At 49.4% G+C, this 21,677-nt stretch carries 20 protein-coding genes and 3 pseudogenes; 17 read left to right on the top strand and 6 right to left on the bottom strand.

Translation table 11 applies throughout. The features are described from left to right. The coding region (locus tag ACLD4K_RS04850; RefSeq protein ID WP_411011469.1) for an RHS repeat-associated core domain-containing protein at positions 1-870 on the top strand (870 nt) is incomplete at its 5' end. Then, complete coding sequence (locus ACLD4K_RS04845) at positions 870-1,265, top strand: SMI1/KNR4 family protein (RefSeq protein WP_411011468.1); 396 nt, start codon at positions 870-872, stop codon at positions 1,263-1,265. The genes ACLD4K_RS04850 and ACLD4K_RS04845, both read left to right, overlap by 1 nt. A gap of 66 nt (positions 1,266-1,331) precedes the next feature. On the opposite strand, the gene ACLD4K_RS04840 is transcribed toward ACLD4K_RS04845, so the two are convergent. Next, complete coding sequence (locus tag ACLD4K_RS04840; RefSeq protein WP_411011467.1) at positions 1,332-1,637, bottom strand: SymE family type I addiction module toxin; 306 nt, start codon at positions 1,635-1,637, stop codon at positions 1,332-1,334. A gap of 52 nt (positions 1,638-1,689) precedes the next feature. Here ACLD4K_RS04840 and ACLD4K_RS04835 point away from each other — a divergent pair, with 52 nt between their 5' ends. The 10 genes and pseudogenes from ACLD4K_RS04835 to ACLD4K_RS04790 all read left to right on the top strand — a co-directional run bounded on the left by ACLD4K_RS04835 (position 1,690) and on the right by ACLD4K_RS04790 (position 10,829). Next, the gene (locus ACLD4K_RS04835; protein ID WP_411011466.1) at positions 1,690-1,887 is read left to right on the top strand and encodes a transposase; all 198 of its coding nucleotides are present in this window, start codon (positions 1,690-1,692) and stop codon (positions 1,885-1,887) included. Further along, positions 1,821-2,394, top strand: a pseudogene (locus tag ACLD4K_RS04830) (integrase core domain-containing protein); the annotation flags it as partial. The gene ACLD4K_RS04835 and the pseudogene ACLD4K_RS04830, both read left to right, overlap by 67 nt. Positions 2,395-3,156: 762 nt before the next feature. Beyond that, positions 3,157-3,654: a pilus assembly protein gene (locus ACLD4K_RS04825; RefSeq protein ID WP_080209587.1), complete on the top strand. Its 498-nt coding sequence runs from the start codon at positions 3,157-3,159 to the stop codon at positions 3,652-3,654. 83 nt (positions 3,655-3,737) lie between these two features. Further along, positions 3,738-4,475 (top strand): pili assembly chaperone SafB, encoded by a 738-nt coding sequence (gene safB, locus ACLD4K_RS04820; protein WP_001558160.1) that lies wholly within the window; start codon positions 3,738-3,740, stop codon positions 4,473-4,475. Between the two features lie 23 nt (positions 4,476-4,498). Continuing rightward, a complete protein-coding gene (locus ACLD4K_RS04815; protein ID WP_411011465.1) occupies positions 4,499-7,009 on the top strand; it encodes a fimbrial biogenesis outer membrane usher protein in 2,511 nt (836 codons plus the stop codon). Between the two features lie 21 nt (positions 7,010-7,030). Further along, the gene (afaD, locus tag ACLD4K_RS04810; RefSeq protein WP_023263009.1) at positions 7,031-7,501 is read left to right on the top strand and encodes an AfaD family invasin; all 471 of its coding nucleotides are present in this window, start codon (positions 7,031-7,033) and stop codon (positions 7,499-7,501) included. Between the two features lie 407 nt (positions 7,502-7,908). After that, positions 7,909-8,730, top strand: coding sequence for a polysaccharide deacetylase family protein (locus ACLD4K_RS04805; protein ID WP_000119391.1), 822 nt, complete (start codon positions 7,909-7,911; stop codon positions 8,728-8,730). Positions 8,731-8,812: 82 nt separating this feature from the next. Next, a pseudogene (locus ACLD4K_RS04800) lies at positions 8,813-9,050 on the top strand (PerC family transcriptional regulator); the annotation flags it as partial. A gap of 496 nt (positions 9,051-9,546) precedes the next feature. Continuing rightward, the gene (locus ACLD4K_RS04795) at positions 9,547-10,494 is read left to right on the top strand and encodes a LysR family transcriptional regulator (RefSeq protein WP_039591231.1); all 948 of its coding nucleotides are present in this window, start codon (positions 9,547-9,549) and stop codon (positions 10,492-10,494) included. Positions 10,495-10,613: 119 nt separating this feature from the next. Beyond that, a pseudogene (locus ACLD4K_RS04790) lies at positions 10,614-10,829 on the top strand (hypothetical protein). Between the two features lie 3 nt (positions 10,830-10,832). On the opposite strand, the gene pagN reads toward ACLD4K_RS04790, so the two are convergent. From pagN to fadE, 4 genes are all read right to left on the bottom strand, one after another. Beyond that, positions 10,833-11,552 (bottom strand): adhesin/invasin protein PagN, encoded by a 720-nt coding sequence (pagN, locus tag ACLD4K_RS04785; protein WP_080108822.1) that lies wholly within the window; start codon positions 11,550-11,552, stop codon positions 10,833-10,835. A gap of 345 nt (positions 11,553-11,897) precedes the next feature. Continuing rightward, entirely contained in the window at positions 11,898-12,305 is a 408-nt protein-coding gene (locus tag ACLD4K_RS04780; RefSeq protein WP_000788200.1) for a Spy/CpxP family protein refolding chaperone, read from the bottom strand. Positions 12,306-12,614: 309 nt separating this feature from the next. Beyond that, positions 12,615-13,382, bottom strand: coding sequence for an amidohydrolase (locus ACLD4K_RS04775; RefSeq protein WP_411011464.1), 768 nt, complete (start codon positions 13,380-13,382; stop codon positions 12,615-12,617). A 108-nt stretch (positions 13,383-13,490) separates the two neighbouring features. After that, positions 13,491-15,935 carry an acyl-CoA dehydrogenase FadE gene (gene fadE, locus ACLD4K_RS04770; RefSeq protein WP_411011463.1) on the bottom strand — a complete coding sequence of 815 codons (2,445 nt, stop codon included), beginning with the start codon at positions 15,933-15,935 and terminating at the stop codon, positions 13,491-13,493. A 239-nt stretch (positions 15,936-16,174) separates the two neighbouring features. Here fadE and lpcA point away from each other — a divergent pair, with 239 nt between their 5' ends. Together lpcA and ACLD4K_RS04760 are read left to right on the top strand one after the other, a co-directional pair. Then, complete coding sequence (gene lpcA, locus ACLD4K_RS04765) at positions 16,175-16,753, top strand: D-sedoheptulose 7-phosphate isomerase (protein WP_000284051.1); 579 nt, start codon at positions 16,175-16,177, stop codon at positions 16,751-16,753. A gap of 163 nt (positions 16,754-16,916) precedes the next feature. Then, complete coding sequence (locus ACLD4K_RS04760) at positions 16,917-17,684, top strand: class II glutamine amidotransferase (RefSeq protein ID WP_000333377.1); 768 nt, start codon at positions 16,917-16,919, stop codon at positions 17,682-17,684. Here the strand turns inward: ACLD4K_RS04760 and dpaA are convergent. Beyond that, on the bottom strand, positions 17,655-18,395 hold the full coding sequence (gene dpaA / locus ACLD4K_RS04755) for a peptidoglycan meso-diaminopimelic acid protein amidase (RefSeq protein WP_001225658.1): 741 nt from the start codon (positions 18,393-18,395) through the stop codon (positions 17,655-17,657). The genes ACLD4K_RS04760 and dpaA overlap by 30 nt on opposite strands. A gap of 249 nt (positions 18,396-18,644) precedes the next feature. Between dpaA and dinB the strand changes: the two genes are divergently transcribed. The 3 genes from dinB to prfH all read left to right on the top strand — a co-directional run bounded on the left by dinB (position 18,645) and on the right by prfH (position 21,669). Beyond that, positions 18,645-19,700: a DNA polymerase IV gene (dinB, locus tag ACLD4K_RS04750; RefSeq protein ID WP_001226204.1), complete on the top strand. Its 1,056-nt coding sequence runs from the start codon at positions 18,645-18,647 to the stop codon at positions 19,698-19,700. Between the two features lie 218 nt (positions 19,701-19,918). Further along, positions 19,919-21,058 carry an RNA ligase RtcB family protein gene (locus tag ACLD4K_RS04745; RefSeq protein WP_411011462.1) on the top strand — a complete coding sequence of 380 codons (1,140 nt, stop codon included), beginning with the start codon at positions 19,919-19,921 and terminating at the stop codon, positions 21,056-21,058. Continuing rightward, positions 21,055-21,669, top strand: coding sequence for a peptide chain release factor H (prfH, locus tag ACLD4K_RS04740; RefSeq protein ID WP_000602086.1), 615 nt, complete (start codon positions 21,055-21,057; stop codon positions 21,667-21,669). The genes ACLD4K_RS04745 and prfH overlap by 4 nt, the downstream gene beginning before the upstream one ends. The last annotated feature ends 8 nt before the right edge of the window (positions 21,670-21,677 follow it).

The raw sequence follows: 21,677 nt of genomic DNA, 5'->3' as shown, positions 1-21,677 counted from the left end.
CATACGGCGCGGAGCCGGACGGACTTTGTGTGGGAGGGGTTCAGGCTGTTGCAGGAGAACGTGCAGCAGCAGGGCTGGCGGACCTATCTGTACGATGCGGAACAGCCGTACACGCCGGTGGCGAGCGTGACGGGGCGGGGAGAAAGCAGGCAGGTGTGGTATTACCACACGGACGTGACGGGCACGCCGCAGGAGGTGACGGCGGCGGACGGAACGCTGGTGTGGGCGGGGTATATCAGGGGGTTTGGAGAGAATGCGGCGGACATCAGCAACAGCGGGGCGTACTTTCACCAGCCGCTGCGGCTGCCGGGGCAGTATTTTGACGACGAGACGGGGCTGCATTATAATCTGTTCAGATATTATGCACCGGAGTGTGGACGGTTCGTCAGTCAGGATCCTATTTCGATCCGGGGTGGGCTGAATCTCTATCAGTATGCGCCTAATTCATTGACCTGGATCGATCCACTTGGCCTCGCTGTCGATCCCATAACTAAACTGGAAGATCGCGGTTATACAGGAGTAACTAAAACTTCGGGCGGTGGATTAGATTATTCAAATAGTAATGCGTTATATAATAAACGACCCGGAGTTAACCCAGTAGTTACTATTGAATATTCAGGTGATTATGATATTGATTTCCAGAGAGCAAATGCGAAGGCTGGATTAAATCAAGTTTCAACCCCAAGAGGATATGTCTGGCACCACCTTGATGATTATGATCCTGTTACTAATAAAGGAACAATGCAGCTAATAGAAAAGCAGGCTCATAGAGGTATAAACCATAATGGTGGGGTTAGTCAGTATAAGACTGCAACTGGCATAGAGTATACTCATCCGGCCAGAAACAGCGGAGCACGAGGATGCGATTAATGATTGAAGAGTCAGAAAAAAAACTAACTCATGATGAATTTTATGAGTTTGAAAGATATTTCAGTAAAAAATTTCCTGATAGCTTCAGGAATTTTTATCTTGAAAATAATGGTGGATATTTAGCTGAAAGTGCACATCCTTCTCCGTTATTATTTTCTGGGTTCATTTCAATAAAGTATGGAAAAGTTCCGATAGAAAAAACCTATCAAGATTTAATTGATGATTTTCTTGAACTAAAAGATATGGTTCCTTTTGCTGATGATGAGGGTGGCAATTGTTTTTTACTTTCATTGAAAGATAAAGACTATGGGAAAATATACATATGGTTAATGGATGAAAAAGAATTAGCTTTTGTATCTGAATCTTTTGATGAGTTTATTAATGAATTATCATGAATAGTATTTTATGAAAAAAGCCGGGAAAGAAATAAAATCTTCCCGGGTTTTATTATCTAACCCCCATCAAATCCCGCTTTCGAGCCTGCTCCACTTAATCACCGGAATATCTCCGGTATTGTTCAGCGCCCCCGGAAAGGTTTTTAGCCACGCTTTCACCTTCTTTTGATTAATAAAAGTCACGCCCATCCCTTCAATACAGACAAAGAGTCCGTGGGTATGCTGCGGCGTGATCACGATGCAATCCCTCATTACCCGCACCTTGACGGGCATCCCGTTAATAAACCCCGCCTGCGGCATCCATTCACCGTACAAACGAACTGAAAGTCTCTCAACGCGTGAGTATGTAAGTATCCCGCATAATCGAGCCATTCACATTTAGAGATCATCCGGCATAATCAATCTGCCAACGCAGGAGATCGCTGTGCGTAAAGCCCGTTTTACTGCGCACCAGATCATCGCTGTGATTAGAGCAGTCGAATCCGGACGGACTGTTAAAGATGTCTACCGGGAGGCCGGTATTTCTGAAGCCACCAGGGACAACTGGAAGTCTGGATACGGCGGCAGGGATACGCGTGGAATCACAAAAGGCTCCACCGTATTTACTGTCTGCTCAAGCTGAATTTTCGCCGTAAGGGTAAACAACGGCTGCCGGTACGCAATCCCTCGCCACAGGTCACGCCGGAAGCGCTGAACCAGAGCTGGTCTGTGGGCGTCGTTTTCGCACGTTCAATGTTGTTGATGACTGTAATCGTGAAGCGTTGTCGATAGAAATCGATCTGAATCTGCCAGCTCTGCGAGTGGTCCGTGTACTCGACAGGATTACAGCAACCGCGGTTATCCGGCCATGCTGCGTATGGATAAGGGACCGGAATTTATCTCGCTGGCACTGGCTGAATGGGCAAAGAAACATGTAGTAAAGCTGGCGTTTATCCAGCCGGGTAAGCCGAAGAAAAACGTTTTCATCGAGCGTTTTAACCGGACATACCGTACAGAAATACTCAATTCTTATCTGTTCAGAACGCTGAATGAGGTGCGGTAAATTACGGATAAAGGGTTATCAGAATATAACTGCGAACGTCCACATGAATCGCGGAACAATATGATACCCAAGGAATACCGCCAATAACGTTATCTGGCCGGAATCTTAAAAATGCATGGAACTAAAACGGGTCTATTTACGGGGGCACCTGCGATGAATTTCGCTGCACTGAAAAGCGATACCGGATGAGAGCTGCTTCAAATTAATGTGCCATGTTCACGGGGAGGTGGTGCGACGTTTGCATAATCCAGCAAGAACTGAAAGGAAGGGGAGAGCTTTTTCATGCCTGTATAATCAGTCTGGCCTGTGTCAGTCAGCTCTTAGTGTTGAGACCCTCGCTGGAGCGTTATAATTGCTTTTCCGTTTCGGAAAACAAGATTTTCCATTAAAGATCTTCCCTGCGAGGAAAAGTTAACTGATAATCTTACCGTCGAGTTAGGAGATGTATGTTTAAATATAAACAATGTTGCAACGATGCCTGATAATTATCCTCTCTTCGAAGATAAGTTTCCCACACCCAGTGTGGTGGGGGTCATTGTAATGTTATCACTTGAATGTAAATGGAAGGTATAATTGCTTTTTGACTAGTATTCTATTCCACCCTGACAACACGATGTTAACATCAACACTGTTTATATTGGCAATAACGCAATTTTTTTCAGATTAAGAGGTGCACTGATATATAGATTTTTATGACATTACTTATTTGAATTGGTAACAAATACCAATAAGTACAAGCTGTTATTACCAGCCACGGATTTTTCCATACGGTAAGATTTGGTATGGTGTTATGTATTCTGGATGTGCTGGATTATTTTAATTTGGTTAAAAAAAAAGGTGGTTATTCAAATGAAAAGCATAAAAAAATTGATTATCGCAAGTGCGTTGAGCATGATGGCTGCTAGTTGTTATGCTGGCTCATTTTTGCCGAACACAGAGCAAGAGAAATCAGTGGATATTAGCTTTGCCGCTCCCGAACATTTAACTATATCGCTTGAACAAGCGCCGGGCTTAATTGCTGGGACGGGTAAACTAGATACGGTTGTTGCGAAGCTTACAGTTAATTCTACTTCTATTAAAGAATACGGGGTCAGGGGGGTTTCTAGCTCGATGCTGAACGATCTTGGCAGTATGTGGAACATAACTGGTAAAAATAGTGGCAGCACAGTCGCTGTGGGCTTCTCAAGTCAGAGTCTAAGCAACGCTCAAAGCCCGCAAACGTGGAATGGGTTGCGCTGGTACACCTTTGGTGTCAATGACCCAGTTAATATTGCTCTTGTGCGGGATCAGAATATCCCACCTGATACGTACCCACTGACTGTAGACGTAGTGGGATATCAGCCTTAATAGTAAACAACTATTAGTGTATTGCGCCTTGTTTAAGGCGTAATACACATCAAGTTTTTCATTTTTCTTTTACAATTTTTGATATGAAAACAATCAATTTTGTTTTAATGGCGGTAGCTTTGTTCGCCTCTAATTCTATGGTTTCAGTATATGCCGCCAGGCAGCAATTAAATTCAGCCACTAAATCATTCAGCGTGAAGCTGGGAGCTACACGGGTGATTTATCACGCTGGTACACCCGGCGCGACGCTCTCGGTGAGCAACCCGCAGGATTACCCTATTTTGGTTCAGTCTTCAGTCAAAGCAGAAGACAAAAATTCGCCAGCCCCCTTTATGGTGATGCCGCCTCTATTTCGTTTAGAAGCGAACCAGCAGAGTCAACTGCGTATTATCCGTACTGGTGGTGACATGCCAACGGATCGTGAGACTTTACAGTGGGTCTGTATAAAGGCGCTACCACCCGAAAATGAACCGTCGGATACACAGGCTAAGGGCGCGACCCTTGACCTCAATTTGTCCATCAGCACCTGTGACAAGCTGATTTTCCGCCCGGATGCCGTGAAGGGGACGCCGGAAGATGTTGCAGGAAATTTAAGATGGGTGGAGACGGGCAACAAACTTAAGGTAGAGAACCCCACCCCGTTTTACATGAATTTAGCCTCTGTCACAGTAGGGGGAAAGCCCATTACAGGGCTTGAGTATATCCCCCCCTTTGCTGACAAAACACTAAATATGCCAGGTGGCACTCGTGGTGATGTCGAGTGGAAAATTATTACAGACTTAGGTGGTGAAAGTCATCCGTTCCACTACGTTTTTAAATAAATTCAAGGATTTAGCGGCAGAAAATGAAGTTCAAACAACCTGCCTTGCTACTGTTCATCGCGGGAGTGGTTCATTGCGCAAATGCGCACGCTTACACATTCGATGCATCAATGTTGGGCGATGCAGCGAAAGGGGTTGATATGTCGCTCTTTAACCAGGGGGTACAACAGCCAGGGACTTATCGAGTGGACGTGATGGTGAATGGTAAACGTGTCGACACCCGTGATGTGGTGTTCAAATTGGAAAAGGATGGGCAAGGAACGCCTTTTCTGGCTCCTTGTTTGACGGACAGTCAGCTTTCACGCTACGGCGTAAAAACGGAAGATTACCCTCAGTTGTGGAAAGCAGCAAAGACCCCAGATGAGTGTGCGGATCTGAGCGCCATTCCACAGGCTAAAGCGGTACTGGATATCAATAATCAGCAACTGCAACTGAGTATTCCTCAGGTGGCGTTGCGTACGAAATTTAAGGGGATCGCTCCTGAAGATCTCTGGGATGATGGTATTCCGGCGTTTCTGATGAACTACAGTGCGAGGACAACGCAGACGGATTACAAAATGGATATGGAGAGGCGTGACAACTCTTCCTGGGTACAACTGCAACCGGGAATCAATATAGGTGCGTGGCGTGTCCGCAATGCGACCAGCTGGCAGCGGAGTAGTCAACGGTCGGGGAAGTGGCAGGCAGCATATACCTATGCTGAGCGTGGACTGTACTCACTAAAAAGTCGTCTGACTCTGGGGCAAAAGACTTCGCAGGGGGAGATATTTGATAGTGTGCCATTTACCGGTGTGATGTTGGCATCTGATGACAACATGGTGCCCTACAGTGAGCGGCAGTTTGCTCCGGTAGTGCGTGGGATTGCCCGCACGCAGGCTCGGGTGGAGGTCAAACAGAATGGTTACACCATTTACAACACCACCGTGGCGCCCGGACCGTTTGCACTGCGGGATCTGTCGGTAACAGACAGTAGTGGTGATCTGCATGTCACCGTGTGGGAGGCCGATGGCAGTACACAAATGTTTGTGGTGCCGTATCAGACCCCGGCGATAGCACTGCACCAGGGATATTTGAAGTACAGCCTGTTGGCGGGCCGATACCGATCGTCAGACTCTGCAACGGATAAGGCGCAGATCGCGCTGGCTACGTTGATGTATGGTCTGCCGTGGAATCTCACTGCATACGGCGGTATACAGAGTGCAACGCACTATCAAGCTGCATTGCTTGGTTTGGGGGGATCTCTCGGGCGGTGGGGGAGTTTATCTGTCGATGGAAGCGACACACACAGTCAGCGTCAGGGGGAAGCGGTACAGCAAGGAGCCTCCTGGCGACTGCGTTACAGCAACCAGCTGACTGCGACGGGGACAAATTTTTTTCTGACGAGATGGCAGTATGCCTCGCAGGGCTATAACACCCTATCCGATGTGCTCGACAGTTATCGACATGATGGCAACCGTCTATGGTCGTGGCGGGAAAATTTGCAGCCGAGCTCGCGTACCACCCTGATGTTGAGTCAGTCATGGGGGAGGCATTTGGGCAATCTGAGTTTAACCGGTTCCCGTACCGACTGGCGTAATCGCCCCGGTCATGATGACAGCTACGGACTGAGTTGGGGAACCTCTATCGGAGGGGGCTCGCTGTCATTGAACTGGAATCAAAACAGAACGCTGTGGCGCAATGGCGAGCACCGTAAAGAGAACATAACCAGCCTGTGGTTCAGTATGCCATTAAGCCGCTGGACGGGGAATAATGTAAGTGCTAGTTGGCAGATGACTTCACCATCACACGGTGGTCAGACGCAACAAGTGGGGGTCAACGGAGAGGCATTCAGTCAGCAACTGGATTGGGAGGTGCGTCAGAGTTACCGTGCCGATGCCCCGCCAGGTGGTGGTAATAACAGCGCATTGCACTTGGCATGGAATGGGGATTACGGCCTGTTAGGTGGTGACTATAGCTACAGCCGGGCGATGCGCCAGATGGGAGTCAATATCGCGGGAGGTATAGTTATCCACCATCATGGTGTGACGCTGGGGCAACCTTTGCAAGGCTCAGTGGCGCTGGTTGAAGCGCCAGGGGCCTCGGGGGTGCCAGTTGGCGGCTGGCCTGGCGTTAAGACGGATTTTCGTGGCGACACCACAGTGGGCAACCTGAGCGTCTATCAGGAGAATACAGTCAGCCTCGATCCGTCGCGACTACCGGATGACGCAGAGGTCACACAAACCGATGTGCGCGTGGTGCCAACCGAAGGGGCGGTGGTGGAAGCGAAGTTTCACACTCGCATCGGGGCCAGGGCACTGATGACGCTGAAACGGGAAGATGGTAGCGCCATTCCTTTCGGGGCGCAGGTTACAGTCAATGGGCAGGATGGCAGTGCTGCTCTGGTGGATACTGATAGCCAGGTTTATCTCACTGGTCTGGCGGATAAGGGCGAACTGACGGTGAAATGGGGAGCACAGCAATGTCGGGTTAACTACCACCTACCTGCCCACAAGGGAATCGCGGGCTTGTATCAAATGAGCGGTCTCTGCAGATAGCCGATTCTGAAGGAGAGAACAATGTGGATGAAAATACAGCGAGTGAAAACGGTTATCTATAGCGTAAGCTTACTGGTCGCTGCCAGTAGCTTGATGCCGATAGCGAACGCCGCAGAAAAACTTCAGACAACGCTACGTGTAGGGACTTACTTTCGGGCTGGGCACGTGCCAGATGGGATGGTGCTTGCGCAAGGCTGGGTGACTTATCACGGCAGTCACAGCGGGTTTCGGGTATGGAGCGATGAGCAAAAGGCGGGTAACACGCCTACCGTATTGCTGCTGAGCGGGCAACAGGATCCCCGCCATCACATTCAGGTTCGCCTGGAGGGCGAGGGGTGGCAACCAGATACGGTGAGTGGTCGTGGCGCCATTTTAAGAACCGCTGCAGATAACGCCAGTTTCAGTGTGGTCGTTGATGGCAATCAGGAAGTGCCTGCGGATACCTGGACGCTGGATTTTAAGGCCTGTGCATTGACACACGAGGAGGCGTAGACATCCGTTCCACTCATACTACCTGTATCAGTGAATAAGGCGAATACTGTATATCAGGTTCGAGGATGTATTGAAAATTTACTCAAGGCAAATATGGTTAGCAATCTTCATTGCAGAAAAATCAATTGCTGATTGATTTTAAAATCTGAAATTCATCTTTTTTTGTAGGGAGAGGAATATTATGTTTCGTAAAATAATTTAACAGACACTGATGCCTTTATTATTTTCTGTTTTGTGGATTTGTTTGATTCACTCTTTTGTGAGCGGGGCTTTATAAGCCCCTGGTATAAGGTTTGTTTATCTGTCAGGTATTCATATGTGATATTTAAGATTTTATGTTTAGGGGGCTTTTTCTTGTCCCCTCAGGCGTAAAAATAATTTATTTTTTACATAAAGGAATAAAGCATATGTCTTATGCACGACATTTACCGGTATTAATGTATCACCATGTCAGTGATAAACCCGGACAGATAACCTTATCTCCCCGTACGTTCCGGGCGCAGATGAAATGGCTGGCTGAATCTGGCTGGAAGACCGTTACCGCTGCAGAGGTGGAAGCTTTTTATCATGGTGCAAGATTGCCTCGTAAAAGCGTCATGCTGACCTTTGATGGCGGCTGGCTGGATAACTGGTTGCAGGTTTTTCCGGTGCTGCAGGAGTTTAATCTGCATGCGCATCTCTTTCTTGTGACCAGTTTGATCAGTGACGGACCGGTCCGTATTCCTGCAGGCGAACCGGTGTACTCTCATGATGAGTGTCAGATGCTGGTTAAACAAGGCCGGGCTGATGAGGTCATGCTGCGCTGGTCAGAGGTCCGGGAGATGCACCTCAGTGGCCTTGTTGAGTTTCACTCGCACACGCACACCCACCGACGCTGGGACCAGAAACCTGTGTCCCGTAATCCGTCGGATTTGCTTCGTGTCGATATTCTTCTTAGTCGTAAGCGGATGAGGGAGATGCTGGGTTATTGCAGTCAGCATCTGTGCTGGCCTGAGGGCTGGTATTGTTCTGACTATATTCATGTGGCTGAAGAGCTGGGGTTCACATACCTGTATACCACAGAAAGGCGTATGAACAATCCAGTCATCGGTTCACAGCGTATTGGTCGTATCAACACAAAGGAGCGAAAGAATGTGGGCTGGCTGAAACGTCGTCTGTTTTATCACACCACGCCCGGATTTTCTTCGCTGCTGGCCCGGCATAAGGGGGCACGTCGGATAGCTGACTGAGCCGGAGACCAGGATGAAAGTGCTGCATACCGAATCCTCCCCCATCATCGGCGGGCAGGGGTTGTAGGCTATATCCCAAATGATGGTGCTGATTTTGAGCAGAAATAAGATAACACCGGAGGCCGTGATAGACCCGGTTGCGCAGAATCTGGAGGCCGCAGGTCACTGGCGCAGAGCTTCTACCCGCTGGCTTTTGGTCATGGGCGATTTTGAATGTACAGAGGCCCAGCGGGAGTGGTTGTTGTTGCGCCGGAATTATTGCCTTGCGCAGATATCTTCCCCTGGCGCCAGTAAAGCTGGATATCAGCGACGTGACGAAATGAGAGGAGCCTGCACATAGGTTTGTGTTTTGAGTAAGTGTCTTATTTAAACCGTCTGTTCTGTTTCCTCCGCTTTCACAAATAATATCGAGCCGGGTGGGGGGTATGCAAGTAAGAATAATCTGGCGATGTTTTGCTTGTTTCCACGGGATACTTTGTTAGGTGAACGATGCAATTAATGCGTTCCAGACTGCGTCACAGAAAAGGAGAATGCCTTTGCAGAACGGGCGCATGACAATGAACCACTTTATTATTGGTATCTGGTTCGGCGACAACCTTGACGATCACTTCTGAGATAGGATATTTACACTGAGTGGTAAACAGGTTCAATTAGTAACCGGAGATGGATGCAAAATCATGATCGATTCAGATGCTATTTTGCAGCCAATAGATTTTTTATTATGATGATATCAAGGACATTGAGGCACACAATGAGGCATCAGTCAGTCGTTGATAGCTCCTTTAATATAAGAATTTCTTTTATCAACGGAAGATAATGATGGAACTGATCAATAATCGTGGTATGCGAGACTGGATGATATTTATTAAAGTGGCGGAAGTAGGGAATCTTTCCCGGGCTGCGCGGGAATTAGATATTAGCATTTCTGCTGTCAGTAAATCGCTTAGCCGCCTTGAGAATTCTATTGAGGTTACTTTACTTCGGCGCGATTCACATCACTTAGAACTGACTGGAGCTGGTCAGACAGCCTATGCAAGCATGAAAAGGATAACATCTTCCTTTCAGTTCTTGCTGGATGAATTGCGAAATCCGGATAAAATTATCAGAGGGAGTATAAAATTTTCGGCTCCGGCTATTGTCTGTGAGTTTCTTGCCAATAAGTGGATATGGGAATTTACAGCTAGCTATCCGGATACAAAAATCTACCTGGATTCACGAGAGCGTAGCGATTTTTTTAGTAAATCCCTGGAGTTTGATGAGCTGGTTTTTAAAAGTGGCATAATCGAAAGTGAGGATCTCGTGTATCGAAAGATAAGCCCTTTAAAGTTGGTTCTTTGTGCGAGTCCGAAATATATCAGAAAATATGGCAGGATCTCACACCCTGGCGATTTGGAAAATCACATGATTGTGGGTCTTCACAATCATGGTCTTTCCGGACCTCTTACTCTTTTCCGTCAAGATGAATCATACACTATTAGTGGCGCTGTTAATGTTCATTTATCTTCCAATAATCTTTTGAGTGTTCTGAATTTGGTTTTAGAAGGAAAGGGTATCAACCTCATGACTCCGGCCTGGCTTGCCACCAAATACTTAAAAAATAATGAACTTGAAGTTATACTTCCTGAATGGAGGGTCCCAGATCTCCCCATTTATCTTGTATGGCGTCATCGTCAGTATTATTCTCCTTTATTTCAACGCTTTCTGTCTTTTATTGAAGATAAATGGAATAATCGCCCACAAATTGATTTTCTGAATGATGATTAACCCGTTTGGAATGGTTTTGACACGTTCCTGACTTAAACCCACATGATGATGACTGAATTGAGGCATCAAGATATGCGGCTGGCCGGCCAGTCGTCTTTTGACGATGCCCAATACAAAACATGATGCCGACTGACGGAAATGATAATACCCGGAAACAGGACGGGGCTGTTTTTGGGTAGCCGGAAGTTAAGCCCATACCAGAAACGTTGCAGTGTACTGAAAAATGGCGCCAGGTTGCACCTGTTCAACGATTTTCTGAAGGCGCAGGAGTATTCATTACTGATATCCTCCATTGCGCCTTCGGGAACCCACAGAACCAGCTATTTTACCGATAGTGTTTAAAAGGCGTAAGTAATGCCGAGCATGAAGTCATTGGAGGCAGCCTTTGTGTCTGCATCATAAACGGTATGTTCATCACCAGCATAGTGATTTTTTGAAATGCTTACTTTGCCTGCATTAATGTATTTATAACTGGCGTCAATCATAATATTATCTGTAACAGCATATTTTGCACCGATACCTGCGCCCCAGGCAAAGTTATTTTTTGAAGCAGACAGAGTTTCATTAATACCAAAACCAACAGGAATGGTGTTATTACTTAGCTTCACATGAGCGAGGCCAACGCCTGCGCTGATATAGGGTGTAAATGCCGTACTATTGTGAAAATCATAATAGCCATTAACCATGTAAGTGGTCATTCGGACCTGATTTTTTACATTTATGTGTACTGGCTGACCAAATGCAATAATATCCTGCCCGCCTTTAGCATCCGTCTCACCTCTGAAAGTGGTATCCAGTTCTAAACGTACTGGAAGCTGGAATGGGTCATAAAAGTCATAACCGATAGCAACCCCGCCGCCAAAAACGCCTTTGGTACGGTCAGGTAACGTTGCATGACCATTGACTATCTCATCCTGGCTGAAGGTTGAGTTGATTCCATAGACATTTACTACGGATGTCCCCGCTTTCCCGGTGATATAGATCCCTTCTTTTGCTGATGCAGTAGCGGACCAGGCTACCACAAGGGGAATGATGCAGACTGCGAAAAAGTTTTTCATTTCAGAACCTGCCTTAATATTGGGCTAAAAGACAAGTTTCACGGTATAGGGTGTGATATAACAATTACATAAACGAAGCCCAAAAAACGGTCTATTGTAACGCTGGGTTTTCTGTAAGCGGGTAAAAAATGAGATGAAGATTTTAAATAACAATACGATAATCGTCGGTATGGAAATCCATCTCCTCGCCAAATTGCCCAACGTATGCCAGCCCCACGTACGGTTTCACTTCTATGTTATGTAACGGGTAGTGTGAGATGGTGCGATGTTGTAAGAAAAAGATGAAGATGAATTTGTACCCGACCTGGATAAAGCCCGTTATCCCGGAATAACGGGCAAAAATATTTACTCAAGTGCCTGGGCGAGATCTTGTTGTACCTGTTGACGCTGTTCTGGTGTTAAGACTTTGCTTAAATCAAAATAATATTTAACCCGATAATAGCGAGCCTGTTGTTCTATGTTACTGAAGGCTGCAAGCTGCTGTTTTACGGCGGCGTCATCCCATTTACCGGATTTAATCACCTCTATCAGCGCACCGTCTTTAATTCCCTTCATAGAAATCTGACTGACGTCGGTTTCCAGTTGTTGGTGAAGTTTTTTGATCCGGGTAATCTGATCGTTTGTCAGCTTCAGATGCTGGACAATAGGATCCTGGGCGGGCAGGGGAGGATTGGGGACAGCGGTGGCGAAAGCGCCAAAAGAAACGCCCGCCAGAGTCGCTGCCAGTAAAGTTGTGCGTACAAAGTTTTTCATGAAGATATCCTGATAAGGGAGTGATTAACCGTTTTTATTACCCACGAATGACGAGCAATTATCTTAGAGCCTATCCCATTAGGGCTATTTTACTTGCCATTTTGGACCTGGGCAGTGCTCAAAATCCTCACGTACTACGTGTACGCTCCGGTTTTTGCGCGCTGTCCGTGTCCAAACTGGCTGCGCCAATAACGCCTGGTGGGATAGGCTCTTAGTCAGAATACGTTGCCTGCCACATTACGCCACGCGAATTTGTTTTACGGAGAGTTACGGAGTGAAACAATCCCGCCGCGGTGAGCGGCAGGTTGCTTACAAGGTGAATGGATCGGCATCGCGCCAGGCTGGAAATTTTTCGCGATAGTCCTGCAAGGCGACGAGAGAAAGATCGGCATCGATACGTGTCGCCTGGTGTGGTTCGGCGGTGGCGATAATATCACCCTGGGGATTAATGATCCGGCTATCGCCGCGATAATGTAACCCGTTGCCATCGGTGCCAACCCGGTTGCAGCCTGCGACATAAGCCTGATTTTCAATAGCGCGCGCTGTCAGTAATGTTTGCCAGTGTAGCGAGCGCGGCGCGGGCCAGTTCGCTACATACAGCGCCAGATCGTAATCATTGCGGTTGCGCGACCATATCGGAAAGCGCAGATCGTAACAGATCAGCGGCAGAATGCGCCAACCGCGCCACTGCACGATGATGCGTTTATCGCCTGTGGCATAATGTTGATGTTCATCCGCCATACGAAACAGATGGCGCTTATCATAGAGATGAACCTTGCCTTCCGGTTCAACCAGTAAGAAGCGATTTACGGCGCCGCGCTCAGTTTGTAGCGCCGCGCTGCCGGCAATCAGAGCGTCAGTTTGTCGGGCTTTGGCCTGCATCCACGTAATCACGCTATCTTGCGAAAGTGAGTTATTAGCGGCCTCCATCGCAAAGCCGGTGGTAAACATTTCAGGCAGAACAATCACATCCCGGCCAGATACGAGCTCTAGCTGTCTGTCAAAATGACGCAGGTTTGCCGGGCCGTCCATCCAGACTAAAGGTTGTTGCAACAGAGTAATTTTCAAACCAGACACGATCGGAGCTCCTCACTGAACAGCGTCTTTACACTGTAGCATGAGCAATAATAAAAAAGCGGCAAGAAAAAGCCCCGCGAAAGCGGGGCAGGAAAGACGCGAGACTGATTATGCGGCTTCGACTTTACGCACTTTCTCCGGCAGCTTTACCGGTTTGGTCGCCAGCGCTTCAGGTTCAAAATCATCAACGTTGATACTGCGCAGGCGGCTCTCTTCCGCTTTCGCCAGGATGGCGGCTTCATCTTTATCTATAAGCCCTTTCGCCAGCGCATTGCGCGCCAGTTCATCCAGACGAGTAAACGGCAGATTTTTACCCAGTTCTTTGCAGATGCGCTGGTGGATAGGGTCGGCAGCGATGACATCACGCAGAGCTTCTTCCAGTAAACCGACCGGATTATGTTCGGCGGGCGTCAGATACTGACCGCGCCCAATGCGTGAACGTGTGGCGTTCGGCACCTGCAGGATCTTCGCCACGGCGTGATCCAGCTTATCAGACGGCGCCAGATAATGACGGCCAGTCGGGAAGATCATCGCGGTGAGCAATCCGGCCACGACGCGGTTCGGGAAGTTCTGCAGCAGATCGTCCATCGCTTGTTCAGCACGATACAGCGCATCCTGTACGCCCCAGTGCACCAGCGGCAGGTCAGCTTCGTGGCGACCTTCGTCGTCGTAACGCTTCAGTACGGCTGAGGCCAGATAAAGCTGACTCAACACATCGCCCAGACGCGCGGAGATACGCTCGCGGCGTTTCAGGCTGCCGCCCAGTACCGCCATTGACACGTCGGACAGCAGGGCCAGGTTTGCGCTCAGTCGGTTCAGATGCTGGTAATAACGCTTCGTGGCGTCGCCGGTTGGCGTATGGCTCGTTAATCCGCGGGTCAGGCCAAGCCAGAAACTGCGAACGGTATTGCTGCCGACATGGCCAATATGTTTAAACAACAGTTTATCAAAGGCATTGACATCATTATTCTGCGCTGCGGCCATCTCTTCCAGTACATAAGGATGGCAGCGAATGGCGCCCTGACCAAAGATCATCATGCTACGGGTCAGGATATTCGCGCCTTCCACGGTGATCGCGATAGGCGCGCCCTGGTAAGCACGCGCCAGGAAGTTGCTCTCGCCCAGCATAATGCCTTTACCCCCAGTGATATCCATCGCGTCGATAATGGACTGCTGGCCGCGGTGGGTGCAGTGGTACTTCACGATAGCCGACAGTACCGCCGGTTTTTCACCCAGCATAATGCCGTAGGTGATTAACGATGCGGCGGCATCCATCACATAAGCGTTACCTGCAATACGCGCCAGCGGTTCTTCAATACCTTCCATCTTGCCGATAGAAATTTTGAACTGACGACGAATGTGAGCATAGGCGCCGGTTGCCAGCGCGACGGATTTCACCCCGCCAGTGGAGTTGGACGGCAGGGTAATACCGCGTCCTACCGACAAACATTCCACCAGCATACGCCAGCCCTGTCCGGCCATTTTGGGGCCGCCGATAATATAATCAATAGGCACGAAAATATCGTTACCGCGGGTTGGGCCATTCTGGAACGGAACGTTAAGCGGGAAGTGACGACGACCAATTTCCACACCCGGCGTTGAGGTAGGGATCAGGGCGCAGGTAATACCCAGCTCTTCTTCTCCGCCTAACAATCTATCCGGATCGGAAAGCTTAAACGCCAGGCCCAACACGGTAGCTATCGGCGCCAGCGTAATGTAACGCTTGTTCCAGGTCAGGCGCATACCCAGCACCTGCTGGCCCTGCCATTCGCCCATGCAAACCACGCCGGTATCCGGAATGGCGCCTGCATCAGAACCTGCTTCCGGGCTGGTCAGCGCAAAGCAGGGGATCTCCTGGCCGCGCGCCAGTCGCGGCAGATAGTGATTCTTCTGCTCTTCCGTACCATAGTGCTGCAACAACTCGCCAGGGCCGAGTGAGTTTGGAACGCCGACGGTGATAGCCAGAATTCCGGAGACGCCGGACAGTTTTTGCAGTACACGGGACTGCGCATAAGCGGAGAACTCCAGCCCGCCGTACTCTTTTTTAATGATCATCGCAAAAAAACGATGCTCTTTCAGATAAGCCCACAGTTCCGGCGGCAGATCCGCCAGTTCATGGGTAATCTGGAAATCGTTCGCCATCCGGCACGCTTCTTCTACCGGACCGTCGAGAAACGCTTGCTCTTCGGCAGTGAGTTGCGGTTGCGGATAGTTGTGCAGTTTTTTCCAGTCAGGCTTGCCCTGGAACAGATCGCCTTCCCACCAGGTTGTACCGGCATCAATCGCTTCTTTCTCAGTGCGCGACATCGGCGGCATGACCTTACGGAAGCCGCGGAACACCGGTGTGGAAATCATTGATTTTCGCATCGGTGTGAGGTTAAACGGCACGAGGATAATGGCCAGAGGAACCAACAGCCAGATGGACCACAGGCCAGCGACGCCAAGTGCGGCGGTCCAGGCGAGCAGAATCAGGCTGCTGAGAAATAAACTCACGCGGTGATAGAACAATGCGCCGAGCAGAACAACCGTAGCGATAATACTCAAAATCATCATAACGAAAAGCTCCCTTGCTTGTAGGAGGTCTGACCACTTGTGATGATTAGGTTGTAGTGGATGTGAAATCTTTTAGCAATGTGTTTACAAAATAATTACAACAAAGCTCACATTGTTGCCGTTTTTGGGGGCACGAAAAATCAAAAGCGTGAGGCGTTAATTCGGCTTATGCTTCTCGCCTGTACTGCTATCCGGTACACTGCATACTGTCATTTACATTCATGCTGAAGGATATCCTCATGTACCAGGATCTTATTCGTAACGAACTGAACGAAGCGGCGGAAACGCTGGCTAATTTTTTAAAAGATGACGCCAATATTCACGCCATTCAGCGCGCGGCGGTCCTGTTGGCTGACAGTTTTAAAGCGGGTGGTAAGGTACTTTCCTGCGGTAACGGCGGCTCCCATTGCGATGCGATGCACTTTGCTGAAGAGCTGACAGGTCGTTATCGTGAAAATCGTCCGGGCTACCCAGCAATTGCGATTTCTGATGTTAGCCATATATCCTGCGTCAGTAATGATTTTGGCTATGACTATATTTTCTCTCGTTACGTTGAGGCGGTAGGGCGCGAAGGCGATGTCCTGTTAGGGATCTCGACGTCGGGTAACTCTGGTAACGTGATTAAAGCGATTGCCGCGGCCCGTGAAAAAGGCATGAAAGTGATTACGTTGACCGGCAAAGACGGCGGCAAAATGGCGGGAACGGCGGATATTGAAATTCGCGTACCGCACTTCGGTTATGCCGATCGTATTCAGGAAATTCATATCAAAGTGATTCATATTTTGATTCAGTTGATCGAAAAAGAGATGGTTAAATAAGCCGATAATATTTGCCGGTCTTATCGGGCCTGGAACGTGTAGGCCCGATAAGCGAAGCGCCATCGGGCATTGTGGCGGATGGCGACGCAAGCGTCTTATCCGGCCTACGAGCTGTGCTTTGCTGGTCTTATCAGGCAATTAACCGTTTTAAGGTAGGTGATGTATGTGCGAACTGCTTGGGATGAGCGCCAATGTGCCGACGGATATCTGCTTTAGCTTCACCGGACTGGTGCTGCGTGGCGGCGGAACCGGGCCGCATAAAGACGGCTGGGGAATTACCTTTTACGAAGGAAAGGGCTGTCGCACGTTTAAAGATCCGCAACCGAGCTACCATTCGCCGATTGCGAAACTGGTACAGAATTACCCGATCAAGTCCTGCTCGGTTATCGCCCATATCCGTCAGGCTAATCGCGGTGAAGTGGCGCTGGAAAATACACACCCTTTTACCCGGGAATTATGGGGACGCAACTGGACTTATGCTCATAACGGTCAGCTCAACGGTTATAAGTCGCTGGAAACCGGTAATTTTCGTCCGGTGGGGGAAACCGACAGCGAAAAAGCGTTTTGCTGGCTATTGCATAAATTAACGCAGCGTTATCCCCGCACGCCGGGCAACATGACGGCGGTATTTAAATATATTGCGACACTGGCGACGGTATTACGTGAAAAAGGCGTTTTTAACATGCTGCTGTCAGATGGGCGATATGTGATGGCGTTTTGCTCAACCCATTTGCACTGGATCACTCGCCGGGCGCCGTTTGGCGTAGCCACGCTGGTGGATCAGGATATGGAAATTGATTTCAGTTCACAGACCACGCCAAATGACGTGGTTACCGTGATTGCTACCCAGCCGCTAACGGGGAATGAAACCTGGCAAAAGATTATGCCAGGCGAATGGGCGTTATTTTGCCTCGGAGAGCGTATAATTTGAGGCCAGCTGTGGCTGAACGACTTCGTGACTCAACGGTTTGCTCACGACGTAACGCCCATCAACGATAGAAACAGTTGGCGGCTTATGCGTTTGTTCAAAATAATCGTAGCCGGGTTTTAGCTGCGCCCAGAAATCTTTGTAATATGAATATTTATGACGCTGCATATTGGCGTCGGTCATCCGGAACGGATAAATACTCACCTGCACGCTCGGCTGACCAAAGACCAGCGCGGCGGTGACAAACTGGAAAATCTCATCAATGCCGCTGTCGGTCATGGCATAGCAGCCGACGGAAACACAGGCGCCGTGAATCATCAGATATTTACCATCATAGCCATGCGCGCGATCGTAGGCATTGGGAAAACCAATGTTGATGGCCTTATAAAAACGGCTGTCTGGCTTGAGTTGATTGCGCTGAACGCTGTAAAACCCTTCCGGACTTTTAAAATCGCCCTGACGGCGTTTCGGACCTAACCCGCCGGAATAGTTGCAAATTTTGTAGCTATCAAGCAACTGGTATTGCTCACCCATTTTGACGTAGAGATCAAGGGTGCGCTCTTCTTTAAAAATCTGAATATAGACCGGTGAGCCCATTAACTGCTGCTTATACTCTTTACTGACCGGCGTGACGGGGCTGCTGCTGCTCAGCAAACCGGCAAATGAGACGCACGGCATCAGAAGCATCGCAAGAAAAAATGCGATTTTACGCATACTGCTTGTTCCTTGATAAAACGGTTACACACGCCAGAACGGCAAAAGAGTCCCCAAATCGGAGTAATCTGGATTTGGAGCGCTCACATTAGCACCACGGCAGTTTTTCGCAAGTCCCCGTGTGTACGTTTACAATTTTCCCGCCGCTTTCGTCGTCATACCTTCGAATATGTCGCATTTTTAACGCGAATGTCTCTTTGCGCGCAATAAAACATACTGTACACTTAAACAGTATTATGGGGGCGAGCGATGCGCAAAATCATACATGTTGATATGGACTGTTTTTTTGCCGCGGTAGAGATGCGTGATAATCCGGCGTTACGCGATATTCCCATTGCCATTGGCGGGAGTCGTGAGCGAAGAGGTGTTATCAGTACCGCCAACTATCCTGCGCGCCAGTTTGGCGTACGTAGCGCGATGCCGACCGCCATGGCGCTAAAGCTGTGCCCCCATCTCACCTTATTGCCTGGCCGCTTTGACGCCTATAAAGAGGCTTCGCGGCATGTACGTGACATCTTTTCCCGCTACACTTCACTGATTGAACCGCTCTCGCTGGATGAAGCCTGGCTGGATGTGACTGACAGCCCGCACTGTTATGGTTCGGCGACGCTGATAGCCAGGGAGATTCGTCAGACTATTTTCAATGAACTGCAACTCACCGCCTCCGCCGGCGTTGCGCCAGTGAAATTTCTGGCGAAGATTGCCTCCGATCTCAATAAACCGAACGGACAATATGTTATTACGCCAGCCGATGTACCCGGCTTTCTTAAAACGTTGCCGTTAGCCAAAATTCCAGGCGTGGGGAAAGTTTCCGCCGCCAAACTGGAAAATATGGGGTTAAGAACCTGCGGGGATATTCAACAGTGCGATCTGGCGATGCTTCTCAAACGCTTCGGTAAATTTGGCCGGGTATTATGGGAGCGTAGTCAGGGTATTGACGAGCGTGATGTTAACAGCGAAAGGCTGCGTAAATCGGTAGGTGTTGAGCGTACTCTGGCGGAGGATATTCATGAATGGTCGGACTGCGAGGCCATTATTGAACATTTATATCCGGAACTGGAGCGTCGTCTGGCTATAGTAAAGCCCGATTTACTGATTGCCCGACAGGGCGTTAAATTAAAATTTAATGATTTTCAGCAAACCACTCAGGAACATGTCTGGCCGCAATTAAATAAAGAAGACTTAATTACCACCGCCCGTAAAACCTGGGACGAGCGTCGCGGCGAGCGCGGCGTACGGCTGGTGGGGTTACACGTAACGCTGCTCGACCCTCAGTTGGAACGACAGTTGGTGTTAGGGTTATAAGTCAGGCCATTAATATTTTATCACTATTACGATTGCGCCATCTAAATTTCAGTATTACTATACCCACGTTTTCTCATTCTCAATAACTGCAAAGGAGGTTCATCATGACACTTTATTCTCTGAACGCACTTTGCAGACCTTTCCAGGATTAATTTTCTTTTATTGCCCTGGATTAGTCTGCCATTTCCTGATTTTTTAATTCATATATGGAATGGTATATGGGCAATTATATTCGTCCTTTATCAGATGTGGTATTTTCTATCGCATCAGATAACCTGTGGATCGAAGATTCCGCGATCCAACAATTATATACGACGGCTAAGTTAACCGGTATGAAACGCGTTATCGGGATGCCAGATCTGCATCCGGGGCGCGGCTACCCTATTGGCGCAGCCTTTTTCTCGCGTGGACGCTTTTATCCGGCGCTGGTCGGCAACGATATCGGCTGCGGCATGGCGTTATGGCAAACGGATATTTTAGGGCGTAAATATAACGCCGATAAACTGGAGAAGCGGCTGGCGTCGCTGACTGACGTGGCGGACGCGCAGTGGCTGGAGGAGAATGTCCCCGCCGCAATGCAGCATCATTCGTGGCGCTCTGCGTTGGGTTCCATTGGCGGCGGCAATCATTTTGCCGAGCTGCAACAGGTCGATCGCATCGCCGATGCTGATTCGTTCGCTTTGTCGGGGTTGCAAAAAGCGCAGTTATTACTGCTGGTACACAGTGGTTCACGCGGTCTGGGGCAAGCTATCCTGCGCCGTCATGTGGAGGCGTTTTCGCATAACGGTTTGCCGGAAGATAGCGACGATGCGCGCCGCTATCTTGCAGAACATGACGATGCGCTGGCATTTGCCGGCAGTAATCGCGCGCTGATTGCCCGCCGGATACTGCAACAGCTCAGGGCTGAGGGCGAACCGCGGCTGGATGTGGCGCATAACTTCGTTGAACCCTGTACTGTCGCGGGTGAGGCGGGGTGGCTGCATCGTAAAGGCGCTACGCCAGATGGGCAGGGACTGGTGATTATCCCCGGCTCGCGCGGCGATTATAGCTGGCTGGTGAAACCCGTCGTCAGCGAGGAGAGCCTCTTCTCCCTGGCGCACGGCGCGGGGCGCAAATGGATGCGTACCGAGTGTAAAGACCGGTTATCGGCAAAATTTACCCCGCGACAGCTCTGCCGTACCGGGATGGGTAGCCGGGTGATTTGCCGCGATCGCCAGCTCATTTATGAGGAAGCGCCGCAGGCGTATAAATCCATCGATAGCGTTGTGGATTGTCTGGCAGACGCCGGACTGATTACGCCAGTTGCCTGCCTGCGTCCGGTGCTGACGCTGAAAACCTCAGGGGAGAAAAGCGCATGATCTTACTGCAACTTTCTTCTGCACAGGGACCGGACGAGTGTTGTCTGGCGGTAAAAAAAGCGCTGGATTGTCTGACGAAAGAAGCCGCCAGAGAAAAGGTATCGTTGACGCGACTTGAAACAGAGCCGGGACGATTACCAGACACGCTGCGTTCCGCGCTGGTCTCGCTGGACGGCGAAAAAGCTATGGCTTTCAGTGAACGTTGGTGCGGCACGTTACTGTGGATTTGTACCAGCCCGTATCGCCCGCACCATGGGCGAAAAAACTGGTACGTCGGCATTGGGCGCTTTTCCGCCGACGAACACATACAGTCTGATGAGATTCGTTTCGAGACTCTGCGCTCTTCCGGCCCGGGTGGGCAGCACGTTAATAAAACCGACTCGGCAGTGCGGGCCACGCACCTGGCGAGCGGGATTAGCGTGAAGGTTCAGTCGGAGCGCAGTCAACATGCGAATAAGCGTCTGGCCCGGCTGCTGATTGCCTGGCGGCTGGAACAGCAACGGCAAAATGAGTGTGCGGCGTTGAAGTCTGAAAGGCGTCTGTTCCATCATCAGATTGAGCGCGGCAATCCGCTACGGATATTTAAAGGAATGGCGTTTACGCCACAATAATTCGGTGT

Origin of the sequence: Salmonella sp. 741265055_HSA, assembly GCF_046569525.1 — a bacterium.
In the GTDB taxonomy this organism is placed as follows: Bacteria; Pseudomonadota; Gammaproteobacteria; order Enterobacterales; family Enterobacteriaceae; genus Salmonella; species Salmonella enterica.
The sequence above is the reverse complement of the archived record's forward strand: the minus strand, read 5'-3'. Positions and strand labels throughout refer to the sequence as shown.

Bases quoted from the DNA above. Each gene is read 5' to 3' on its own strand.
- ACLD4K_RS04845 (WP_411011468.1), top strand. From the start codon at position 870: ATGATTGAAGAGTCAGAAAAAAAACTAACTCATGATGAATTTTATGAG.
- ACLD4K_RS04840 (WP_411011467.1), bottom strand. From the start codon at position 1,637: ATGGCTCGATTATGCGGGATACTTACATACTCACGCGTTGAGAGACTT.
- ACLD4K_RS04825 (WP_080209587.1), top strand. From the start codon at position 3,157: ATGAAAAGCATAAAAAAATTGATTATCGCAAGTGCGTTGAGCATGATG.
- safB (WP_001558160.1), top strand. From the start codon at position 3,738: ATGAAAACAATCAATTTTGTTTTAATGGCGGTAGCTTTGTTCGCCTCT.
- ACLD4K_RS04815 (WP_411011465.1), top strand. From the start codon at position 4,499: ATGAAGTTCAAACAACCTGCCTTGCTACTGTTCATCGCGGGAGTGGTT.
- afaD (WP_023263009.1), top strand. From the start codon at position 7,031: ATGTGGATGAAAATACAGCGAGTGAAAACGGTTATCTATAGCGTAAGC.
- ACLD4K_RS04805 (WP_000119391.1), top strand. From the start codon at position 7,909: ATGTCTTATGCACGACATTTACCGGTATTAATGTATCACCATGTCAGT.
- ACLD4K_RS04795 (WP_039591231.1), top strand. From the start codon at position 9,547: ATGATGGAACTGATCAATAATCGTGGTATGCGAGACTGGATGATATTT.
- pagN (WP_080108822.1), bottom strand. From the start codon at position 11,552: ATGAAAAACTTTTTCGCAGTCTGCATCATTCCCCTTGTGGTAGCCTGG.
- ACLD4K_RS04780 (WP_000788200.1), bottom strand. From the start codon at position 12,305: ATGAAAAACTTTGTACGCACAACTTTACTGGCAGCGACTCTGGCGGGC.
- fadE (WP_411011463.1), bottom strand. From the start codon at position 15,935: ATGATGATTTTGAGTATTATCGCTACGGTTGTTCTGCTCGGCGCATTG.
- lpcA (WP_000284051.1), top strand. From the start codon at position 16,175: ATGTACCAGGATCTTATTCGTAACGAACTGAACGAAGCGGCGGAAACG.
- ACLD4K_RS04760 (WP_000333377.1), top strand. From the start codon at position 16,917: ATGTGCGAACTGCTTGGGATGAGCGCCAATGTGCCGACGGATATCTGC.
- dpaA (WP_001225658.1), bottom strand. From the start codon at position 18,395: ATGCGTAAAATCGCATTTTTTCTTGCGATGCTTCTGATGCCGTGCGTC.
- dinB (WP_001226204.1), top strand. From the start codon at position 18,645: ATGCGCAAAATCATACATGTTGATATGGACTGTTTTTTTGCCGCGGTA.
- ACLD4K_RS04745 (WP_411011462.1), top strand. From the start codon at position 19,919: ATGGGCAATTATATTCGTCCTTTATCAGATGTGGTATTTTCTATCGCA.
- prfH (WP_000602086.1), top strand. From the start codon at position 21,055: ATGATCTTACTGCAACTTTCTTCTGCACAGGGACCGGACGAGTGTTGT.